The organism is Streptomyces sp. CB02056 (genome assembly GCF_001905545.1).
GTDB lineage: Bacteria > Actinomycetota > Actinomycetes > Streptomycetales > Streptomycetaceae > Kitasatospora.
Genome location: NZ_LIPD01000024.1, coordinates 60,886 through 68,432, shown reverse-complemented (window position 1 = coordinate 68,432; position 7,547 = coordinate 60,886). Strand labels below are relative to the sequence as shown.

Annotated in this window: 7 protein-coding genes; 3 read left to right on the top strand and 4 right to left on the bottom strand. The window is 75.9% G+C overall.

Going from position 1 to position 7,547, the window contains the following annotated elements:
- Positions 1-88: 88 nt before the first annotated feature.
- Positions 89-1,342 (bottom strand): alpha/beta hydrolase family protein, encoded by a 1,254-nt coding sequence (locus AMK13_RS46235; RefSeq protein ID WP_158077806.1) that lies wholly within the window; start codon positions 1,340-1,342, stop codon positions 89-91.
- Positions 1,343-1,501: 159 nt separating this feature from the next.
- Positions 1,502-1,834 carry an ArsR/SmtB family transcription factor gene (locus tag AMK13_RS38965; protein ID WP_049661305.1) on the bottom strand — a complete coding sequence of 111 codons (333 nt, stop codon included), beginning with the start codon at positions 1,832-1,834 and terminating at the stop codon, positions 1,502-1,504.
- 134 nt (positions 1,835-1,968) lie between these two features.
- On the opposite strand from AMK13_RS38965, the gene AMK13_RS38960 reads away from it, so the two are divergent.
- Complete coding sequence (locus AMK13_RS38960; protein ID WP_074006293.1) at positions 1,969-3,156, top strand: MFS transporter; 1,188 nt, start codon at positions 1,969-1,971, stop codon at positions 3,154-3,156.
- Between the two features lie 76 nt (positions 3,157-3,232).
- Here the strand turns inward: AMK13_RS38960 and pgm are convergent, their stop codons facing one another.
- On the bottom strand, positions 3,233-4,873 hold the full coding sequence (pgm, locus tag AMK13_RS38955) for a phosphoglucomutase (alpha-D-glucose-1,6-bisphosphate-dependent) (protein ID WP_049656775.1): 1,641 nt from the start codon (positions 4,871-4,873) through the stop codon (positions 3,233-3,235).
- Positions 4,874-5,017: 144 nt separating this feature from the next.
- Positions 5,018-5,317, bottom strand: coding sequence for a YciI family protein (locus tag AMK13_RS38950; RefSeq protein WP_049656776.1), 300 nt, complete (start codon positions 5,315-5,317; stop codon positions 5,018-5,020).
- A gap of 252 nt (positions 5,318-5,569) precedes the next feature.
- Between AMK13_RS38950 and AMK13_RS38945 the strand changes: the two genes are divergently transcribed.
- Positions 5,570-5,902: a hypothetical protein gene (locus AMK13_RS38945; RefSeq protein ID WP_074006292.1), complete on the top strand. Its 333-nt coding sequence runs from the start codon at positions 5,570-5,572 to the stop codon at positions 5,900-5,902.
- Positions 5,903-5,965: 63 nt separating this feature from the next.
- A complete protein-coding gene (locus AMK13_RS38940) occupies positions 5,966-7,486 on the top strand; it encodes an FAD-binding protein (protein WP_074006291.1) in 1,521 nt (506 codons plus the stop codon).
- The last annotated feature ends 61 nt before the right edge of the window (positions 7,487-7,547 follow it).

Sequence of the window (7,547 nt, the reverse complement as noted above, 5' to 3'; positions counted from 1 at the left end):
GACGGTGGCGGTGTCGGCGCGAGACGCCACGGTCCCGGGCCTCGGGGCGGCGCACAGCGGGCCGAACGGGCTTGCGGGCACCGGGGGTTCACGCGTCGAAGCGGATCTCGGGCCACTGCGGCGCGGGGGCGTCCAGCAGCGGGGCGGGGATGCCGCGCAGGTGGAGGCCGAAGTAGGCGGTGAGGTAGGCGCGTTGGGCGGCGACGGCGCGCTGCGGGTCGCCGGCGCCGAGGAAGTGCTCCAGCCGGTCGGCGGGCCAGGCGAAGACGGACTGCCCCTGGGGGACGAGCAGTTGAAGGTCGCAGTAGGACAGGTGGCCGGAGCGGGTGAGGGTCAGGCGCCGGCGCCAGCCGGTCAGGTGCGGCCACAGGGTGTCCCACATGGCGTCGCGGGCGGGGCTGTCCCAGGCGGAGGCCATCAGCAGCAGGGGGCGGGTCTGGTCGGTGGTGGCGGCGGGGCCGAACAGGGGGCCGTCCAGGACCGCGCCGGCGCGGATGCGCGGGTCCTCATACAGGGCGTGGGCGGTGGTGGCGCCGCCCATGGAGTGGCCGAACATGCCGACGGCGCCGAGGTCGAGGGCGCCGTCCAGGCCGGCGGGCAGCGGGCCGGCCGCCAGGCGGTCGAGCAGGCAGCGCACGTCGGCGGCGCGGTAGGCGACGATCGCGGCGTCGGTCATCGCCTGGACGCGGGCCTTGTCGCGCACCTCCAGGCGGTGGCCGGGGAACTCGACCTCCCCGGCGTCGTAGGTGTGGTCGACGGCGGCGACGACGTGGCCGTGGGAGGCGAGCTCCTCGGCCAGCGCGGTGTTGAAGGCGCTGTCGGCGCCGGAGCCGTGGGAGTTGAGGACCACGGGGTGGCGGCGGGTGCGGTCGGCGGGGGCGTCCGGGCGGGCGTGGGTGGCGGGCCAGGCGAGGCGGGCGCCGGGGACGGCGAAGTAGTCGGCCTGCAGGTGGGCGGTCTCGGCGGGGCTCATCCACGGCGCGTACGGGCCCCGGGCGCCCGGCGCGGCGGGGTACCAGAGGCGGGCGCGCAGTTCGCGCGGGCGCGGCGCGGGGGCCCAGGCGTCGGTGCGGGCCGGGTCGTCCAGGTACAGCAGCGCGGTGCCCACGGGGCGGGGGCCGGTGGGCGCGGGCAGGCTCAGACAGGGCCGCCCCGCGGCGTCGGCCGGTACGGCGTCGGCGCGCACGGGCCCGCCGCCGGCGACGGCGCCGGCGGCGCCCAGGGCGAGCGCCCCGAGCACACCCCGACGGCTGAGCGGACGGCCGGACGGAAGGCCGGACGGGAGGCCGGACGGAAGGCCGGACGGAAGGCCGGACGGAAGGCCGGGCTGGGATCTGGTCACGGGCATGCTCCTGCGGCGATCGGGTCGGCGGGCGGCGTGCCCGTCCACCGTGCCGCCGGGCCCCGCCCGGGCGCGTCCGCCGGGGGCAGGAGCCGCCGCCGCGCCGTACGACCGCGGGCATAGGCCCGCGGCGGCAGCCGACTCCCCGGAGCCGGGCCCCTACCGCGCGGGGGCCGCCTGGGCCGCCAGGAGCGCGTCGAGCAGCCCGGGGAAGCGGCTGTCGAGGTCGGCGCGGCGCAGGCTGACGAAGCGGTTGCGCCCGGCGACGCGGGTGGTGGTGACGCCGGCCTCGCGCAGCACCCGCATGTGGTGGGAGACGGTCGACTTGTGGAGGTGGTCCAGGCCCAGGTCGCGCGGGCCGCAGGAGTGCTCGGCATCGTCGGCGTAGCTGAGCAGCAGGGTCATGCGCACGGGGTCGCCCAGGGCGTGCAGGACGGTGACGAGGTCGATGTCGGCGGTGGCGGGCTGGGGAAGCCGCTCGTCGTCGGTCATGGCGCACGCTCCTCGGGCCGCCGGGGGGACACAGATGGTTTGACAATCATCCACCAATCCCCGAGTGTTTGACGAGCGTCCAACTGTTGCATGTTTATCCAACAATCCGTTCCTGTGTCCCGGGGGGCCCTCCCGTGCCCGTTCGTCTGCTCCTGCTCGCCCTCGGCACCTTCGCCATGGGCACCGACTCGATGGTCTTCGCCGGCATCCTCGGCCCGATCTCCGCCGACCTGGGGGTGTCGGTGCCGGCCGCCGGCCAGCTGGTCACCGTCTTCGCCCTCGGCTACGCGCTGCTGGCCCCGGTGCTGGCCACGCTCACCGCCCGCTGGCCGCGCCGGCGCCTGCTGCTGACCGCGCTCGTCGTGTTCAGCGCGGCCAACGCGCTCAGCGCGCTCGCCCCCACCTACGAACTGCTGCTGGCCACCCGGGTGCTGGCGGCGGCCGGCGCCGCCCTCTACACGCCGACCGCCAACGCGGTGGCCACCACGCTGGTCGCCCCCGAGCGGCGCGGCCGGGCGCTGGCCACCGTGCTCGGCGGCATGACGGTGGCCACCGCCCTCGGGGTGCCGCTGGGCACCTGGATCGGGCGCGCCGACTGGCGGATGACGATGTGGCTGGTCACCGCCCTGGGCGTGGCCGCCTTCGCCGGCCTGGCGGCGCTGCTGCGCGACCTGCCCGCCCCCGCCGCCGCCCCCACCCTCGCGGCGCGCCTGGCGCCGCTGGGCCGGCGCCGGGTGCTGGGCGCCGCCGCCACCACGCTGGTGTTCTTCCTCGCCTTCCAGAGCGTCTACATCTACCTGTCCACCGCGGTGTCCGGCGCCACCGGCGGCGACGCCGACCGGCTGAGCCTGGTCCTGCTGACCAGCGGTGTGATGTCGGTGGCCGGCAGCTGGCTGGGCGGGCGCCTGGTGGACCGCCTCGGGGTGCGGCGGGTGCTGCTGACCGGCTCGGCGGTGGCCGCGGCCGCGTTCACCGCGCTGCCCTGGCTGGGGCTCACCATGCCGGGGGCGCTGGCCTACGCGGTGGTGGTGCCGCTGGCCGGGTGGGCGGTGTCGGTGGCGCTGCCGCACCGGCTGGCGTCGATCGACCCGGCCAACGCGCCGCTGCTGATCTCGCTGAACAGCAGCGCCCTGTACCTGGGGACGGCGGTCGGCGGCGTGGCCGGCTCGGCGGCGATCGCGGTGCTGGGCGGGCGCTGGTTCCCGTTCGCGGCGGCGGCGCTGGCGCTGGCCGCGTGCGCGGTCGCGGCGGCGACCACCCGCGACGAGCGGGCCGCCCGCGCGGCGGCCCCGGCCCCGCGGCAGGAGCCGTCCCGCGCCTGAGGGACGACCTGCGCCCGGGCAGAGGCCCGTGCCCCGGTCCGGCGGCCTGCCGGACCGGGGCACGGGCGTACCGGGTTCAGCCCCGCAGGACCTCGCCGACCAGGGCGCGGGCCTCGTCCTGCACCCGGGCGAGGTGCTCGTCGCCGTGGAAGGACTCGGCGTAGATCTTGTACACGTCCTCGGTGCCCGAGGGCCGGGCCGCGAACCAGGCGTTCTCCGTACAGACCTTGATGCCGCCGATCAGGGCGCCGTTGCCGGGGGCCTTGGCGAGGACGGCGGTGATCTTCTCCCCGGCGATCTCGCCGGCGCCGACCCGCTCCGGGGAGAGCCGGGCCAGGCGGGCCTTCTGCTCACGGTCGGCGGGGGCGTCCACCCGGGCGTAGGAGGGGGCGCCGTGGCGCTCGGTCAGGTCGCGGTAGCGGGCGCTGGGGGTCTCGCCGGTGACGGCGGTGATCTCGGCGGCCAGCAGGGCGAGCAGGATGCCGTCCTTGTCGGTGGTCCACACCCCGCCGTCGCGGCGCAGGAAGGAGGCGCCGGCGCTCTCCTCGCCGCCGAAGCCGATCGAGCCCTCCAGCAGGCCGTCGACGAACCACTTGAAGCCGACCGGGACCTCCACCAGGGCGCGGCCGAGGTCGGCGGCGACGCGGTCGAGCATCGAGGAGGAGACCAGGGTCTTGCCGACGCCCGCGTCGCCGGGCCAGTCGGCGCGGTGGCGGTAGAGGTAGTCGACGGCCACCGCCAGGTAGTGGTTGGGGTTCATCAGGCCGCCGTCGGGGGTGACGATGCCGTGCCGGTCGGCGTCGGCGTCGTTGCCGGTGGCGATGGCGTACTCGTCCTTGCGGCCGATGAGGGAGGCCATCGCGGCCGGGGAGGAGCAGTCCATGCGGATCTTCCCGTCCCAGTCCAGCGTCATGAACCGCCAGGTCGGGTCGGTCCGCGGGTTGACGACGGTCAGGTCCAGGCGGTGGGTCTCGGCGATGCGCGCCCAGTAGGCCACCGACGCGCCGCCCAGCGGGTCGGCGCCGATGCGCAGGCCCGCCTCCCGCACCGCGTCCAGGTCCAGGACGGAGGGCAGGTCCTCGACGTAGGCGGTGAGGTAGTCGTGGCGCCCGGTGGTGGCGGCGGCCAGCGCCCGCGCGTAGGGGACCTTCCTGACGCCGCGCATGCCCTCGCGGATCAGCTCGTTGGCGCGGTCCTGGATCCGGTTGGTGGCCTGCGAGCCGGCCGGCCCGCCGCTGGGCGGGTTGTACTTGAAGCCGCCGTCGCGCGGCGGGTTGTGCGAGGGGGTGACCACGATGCCGTCGGCGAGCGCGCGCGGGCTGCGCCGGTTGTGGGCGAGGATCGCGTGCGAGACCGCCGGGGTGGGGGTGTAGCCGTCGGCGGCGTCGATCAGCACGTGCACGCCGTTGGCGGCCAGCACCTCCAGGGCGGTGGCCTTGGCCGGCTCGGAGAGGGCGTGGGTGTCCGCGCCCAGGAACACCGGTCCCGCGACGCCCTGTTCGGCCCGGTACTCGCAGATCGCCTGCGTGGTCGCGGCGATGTGGTCCTCGTTGAAGGCCCCGTCCAGCGACGAGCCCCGGTGCCCCGAGGTCCCGAACGCCACCCGCTGCCCGGGCTCCTGCGGATCCGGGTTCAGCGCGTAGTACGCCGTCACCAGCCGCGCCACGTCCACCAGGTCACCGGGCTGCGCCGGCTGCCCGGCCCGTGCGTGTGCCATCCGTCTTCTCCCGCCGAAAGTCGGTACTCGCGATACGTCCTCGCCCCGTGTTCACCGATCGTAGCCAGAACGCGACCGTGCCCCGAACCGCGCGAACGGCCCGGGGCACCACGGACGGACGGGGACCAACGGGGGCGGAGGGCCTCAGCCGGGCAGCCGCTGGCGGTGGGCCGCCAGCTCCGGGGCGGTGGTGGTGGCGAGGAACTCCGTCACCCGGTACTGCGTCAACCCGGCCCGCACGAACGGGTCGGTGGCCACCAGCGCCTCGATCCGGGCCCGGTCCCCGCCCACCGCGAGGATCACCCCGCCGTCGCGCGGCACCTTGCGCCCCGAGGCGAGGAAGGTGCCCGCCGCGTAGTGCTCCTCGAGCCACGCGATGTGCCGCGGCAGCGCCTCCTCGATCGACTCCAGGGCGGCGGTGTACGTCAACTCCAGTACGAACATGGCGCCCAGGCTAGCGTCCGCCACCGCGCCCGGAGGGTGCCGACCCCCATCCTGCCAGCTCAGGGCAACGCTCCGGTAGGACGCAGCACACCCTTCTTCCGCCTTGCCGCGCCCCGCCCCGCGCCCGCAGACTCGTGCGCATCCCACCGCGAACCCCGCGCCCACCGCCCTGCCCAGGGCGGCCGGCGCGCACGGCGTGCTGCCCGCACGCGGCGGGAGGCAGCTCACGAACGGCGAAGGGGGACACGCGACATGAACGAGGACCTGGTGCTGAGGGCACGGGTGCGGCTGCTGCTGAACGACGACTGGATCCTGTCCGGCGAGGACGCGCTGTGGGTCTACCGCACGCTGTTCGCGGTCAACCCGCGCGTCCACGCCCACCGGCTCGTCCACGCCCTGCTGGACGCGGTCCGCTCCCCGCTGGTGGCCGACCTGCCCCGGGCCCGGCTGGCCCTGCTGGAGGAGGCCGCGACGGCCACCGCCTGGATGGACAACGACCGGGACCCGTACCGGCCGATGCTCGTCAACGCCGTGCTCCACCGCCTCACCGCCCTGCGCGAACAGCTGGACGGTGCGGGGCAGTAGGTGATCACCCGATGGTTGCGGTACAACAATCCCTATTTGACGACTGATCGGAGAAATTCTGATATGAGCAGGTCAGGACTGTCACGCCGCGCCCTCCTCGCCTCGGCCGGCGCCGGCGCCGTCAGCGCCGTCATCGGCTGGAACACCGCCACCGAAGCCTGGGCCACCGAAGCCGACACCGGCGCCGGGACGGCCACGGGCGCCGACATCGCCCGACTGCCCGCCCTGGACGGCACGGTGACCCTCCAGGGCGCCGGCCTGGAACGCTTCGCCACCGACTTCGGCCACCTCGTCACCGCCACCCCCCGGGCCGTCCTGCGCCCCGGCTCGGTACGCGACGTGCAGCAGCTGGTCGCCTTCGCCCGCCGCCACCGCATCCCGGTGGCCGTCAACGGCCAGAGCGGCGACCTCGCCCAGCTCGGCGAGGCCGGCCTGGAGTCGCACTCCAGCTACGGCCAGGCCAACCCCCGCGGCGGCGTCGCCATCGACGCCCGCGGCCTGTCCAAGGTCCTCTCGGTGCGCCCCGGGCGCGCCGTCGTCGAGGCCGGGGCCACCTGGGCGCAGGTCACCGAGGCGGGCCTGGCCGCGGGCTGGGTGCCGCCGGTGCTCACCGACTACCTGCACCTGACCGTGGGCGGCACGCTGAGCGTCGGCGGCATCGGCGGCGGCGTCCAGCGCCACGGCATGCAGGTCGACAACGTGCTGGAACTGGACGTCGTCACCGGCACCGGCGAACTGGTCACCGCCTCCCCCACCCGCAACCGGGAACTGTTCGAGGCCGTGCTGGCCGGCGGCGGCCAGGTCGCCGTCATCGTGCGCGCCACCCTCGCCCTGGTGAAGGTCCGCGAACGCGCCCACGTCTTCTCGCTGTACTACGACGACCTGGACGCCTACCTCGCCGACCAGCAGAAGGTCATGGCCGAGCGCCGCTTCGACCTCCAGGTCGGCGACGTGGTGCGCAGCGAGGACGGTTCGCGCTGGCGGTACAAGGCGGAGCTGGTGGCGTTCGCGGACGCCGGGGGCGCGGTGGACCGGGCGGCGCTGCTGGCGGGGCTGCGCCCGGTGTCGAGCGAGGTGGTGGAGCAGAGCTGGCGGGAGTACGCGTTCCGGGTGGACGGCTTCGCCGGGTACCTGCGCGCGTCGGGGCTGTGGGCGCTGCCCAAGCCGTGGCTGAGCGTGTTCCTGCCGGCGTCCGCGGCGCGGGCGTTCATGGCGCGGGCCGCGGAGGTGCTGACCGCCGCCGACCTGGGGGCGGGGCTGCTGCTGTTCTACCCGTACCAGCGCTCGAAGGTGCGGGCGCCGCTGGCGGTGCTGCCCGGGCAGGAGGTGGGCTGGCACTTCGACCTGCTGGCGTTCCCGGGGCCGGGCTCGGACACGGCGGCGATGCTGGAGCGCAACCGGCGGCTGTACGACCTGGCGGTGGAGCTGGGCGGCAAGCGGTACCTGATCGGGGCGGTGCCGGGGATGACGGGGGCGGACTGGCGGCGCCACTACGGGGGGCTGTGGGAGACGGTGGCGCGGGCCAAGCGCCGCTGGGACCCGGCGGGGATCCTGACGCCGGGGCAGGGCATCCACGCGTCCTGACCGCTCCCCCGGTCCCGGGGCCGCCCGTGCCCGGCGCGGTGTCGGCGGGCGGCCCCGGGAC

Coding starts and splice junctions, on each gene's coding strand:
- AMK13_RS38965 (WP_049661305.1), bottom strand. CDS start 1,834: ATGACCGACGACGAGCGGCTTCCCCAGCCCGCCACCGCCGACATCGAC.
- AMK13_RS38950 (WP_049656776.1), bottom strand. CDS start 5,317: ATGTTCGTACTGGAGTTGACGTACACCGCCGCCCTGGAGTCGATCGAG.
- AMK13_RS38940 (WP_074006291.1), top strand. CDS start 5,966: ATGAGCAGGTCAGGACTGTCACGCCGCGCCCTCCTCGCCTCGGCCGGC.
- pgm (WP_049656775.1), bottom strand. CDS start 4,873: ATGGCACACGCACGGGCCGGGCAGCCGGCGCAGCCCGGTGACCTGGTG.
- AMK13_RS38945 (WP_074006292.1), top strand. CDS start 5,570: ATGAACGAGGACCTGGTGCTGAGGGCACGGGTGCGGCTGCTGCTGAAC.